Source organism: Albidovulum sp. (genome assembly GCF_049646345.1).
GTDB lineage: Bacteria > Pseudomonadota > Alphaproteobacteria > Rhodobacterales > Rhodobacteraceae > Albidovulum.
Genome location: NZ_JBARVQ010000023.1, coordinates 1 through 1,569 on the forward strand (window position 1 = coordinate 1; position 1,569 = coordinate 1,569).

Consider the following 1,569-nt stretch of genomic DNA (forward strand, 5'->3'; position numbering starts at 1 on the left):
ATACAGAGCTTGAGGAAACTGAAGGCACGCGCCGCCGCTCTGCGATCCAGCATCTCAAGGCTGCGGTTCTTGCGACCCGCGCAGACAAGAAGCTGTCCAAGGAAAAAGCCGCCGAGAATGACGCCAAGCAGATGGACCAGTACCGTGAGGATCTGGCCCGCGTTGTGCGTCCGCGCCGTCCCGCAGATGGCATGAAGCCGACCGAACGCCGCCAGGCGCCGCTGGTGCTGGTGTCCGAACAGCGCGTCGATGTCGCCGAGGCTCCCGCCGCCGACAAGACCGCCGAGGCGATCCGCCCGCGCCGCATCAGTGCCGCGCAGGTCACCGAAGCCGATGACCAGACCGCCGACGATCAGGCGACTGATGCCGGCTCGGCCGAAAACATCTTTGCCGATGCAAACTCTTTCGCCGAATTCGCCGAGAACATGGGCGCGACCGAGCTGCCCGATCTTCTGGAAGCTGCGGCCGCTTATGCGTCCTATGTCGAAGGCCGGCCGCATTTCTCGCGCCCGCAAATCATGCGCGCGGTGGCGACGTTTGACAGCGACGACGCGTTCAACCGCGAAGACACGCTGCGCTCCTTCGGCCAGTTGCTGCGCCATGGCAAGATCCGCAAACTCAGCCGTGGACAGTTCACCGTCGCGCAGTCGACTCGGTTCAACCCGAGCGTCCGTGCCGCCGGCGAATAAGAAAAACACTCGTTTCGGTAACGAGTTACGGGCGGAGAGAACGGAAGTTCACTCCGCCTTTTGCGTTTTCCGGTCGGCTTCCGGATCGGCCTGTCCGATGCCCTTGAAGACCGATTTGAACGGCAGCACCCAGGCGACGCCCAGAACGACATAGACCAAAAGTTCCACCAGGATGCCCGGCCGACCCAGCAGGCCGACCAGCGAGGTCGCCACGATGATGTAAAGCGGCAGCCCCACCAGAAGAATGATCACCGACCAGCGGCGGCGGGCTTTGTAAGACAGCGCCATCAGTCAGCAAACGGGTCGGTCACCAGAATGGTGTCCTCCCGCTCCGGCGAGGTCGACAGAAGCGCGACCGGGCATTCGATCAGTTCTTCGACACGGCGCACGTATTTGATCGCATTGGCCGGCAGGTCCGCCCAACTGCGTGCGCCCTCGGTGCTTTCCGACCAGCCCGGCAGGGTTTCGTAGATCGGCGTGCAGCGCGCCTGATGATCGGCGGCGGTTGGCAGATAGTCGATGCGCGCACCGTCCAGATCGTAACCGACGCAGATCTTCAGTTCTTCGAACCCGTCCAGCACATCAAGCTTGGTCAGGGCGATGCCGCTGACCCCCGAGGTGGCGCAGGTCTGGCGAACAAGTGCCGCGTCGAACCAGCCGCAGCGCCGCTTGCGCCCGGTGACGGTGCCGAACTCATGGCCGCGTTCGCCAAGCCGCTGGCCGATCTCATCCTGCAATTCCGCCGGAAACGGGCCTTCGCCCACCCGCGTCGTGTAGGCCTTGACGATACCCAGCACGAAGTCGATGGAACCGGGACCGATCCCGGTGCCCGCCGCCGCCTGCCCCGCCAGCACGTTGGAGGAGGTGACGAAGGGATAGG

General features: G+C 64.1%; 2 protein-coding genes and 1 pseudogene. 1 reads left to right on the plus strand and 2 read right to left on the minus strand.

The window, feature by feature from the left end:
- A pseudogene (locus tag WBB85_RS00610) lies at positions 1-689 on the plus strand (hypothetical protein); the annotation flags it as partial.
- 48 nt (positions 690-737) lie between these two features.
- Here WBB85_RS00610 and WBB85_RS00615 read toward each other — a convergent pair.
- Positions 738-977, minus strand: a complete 240-nt coding sequence (locus tag WBB85_RS00615; RefSeq protein WP_432636681.1) for a DUF2842 domain-containing protein — start codon at positions 975-977, stop codon at positions 738-740.
- The coding region (locus tag WBB85_RS00620; protein ID WP_432636682.1) for an adenylosuccinate synthetase at positions 977-1,569 on the minus strand (593 nt) is incomplete at its 5' end. The genes WBB85_RS00620 and WBB85_RS00615, both read right to left, overlap by 1 nt.

Coding starts and splice junctions, on each gene's coding strand:
- WBB85_RS00615 (WP_432636681.1), bottom strand. CDS start 977: ATGGCGCTGTCTTACAAAGCCCGCCGCCGCTGGTCGGTGATCATTCTT.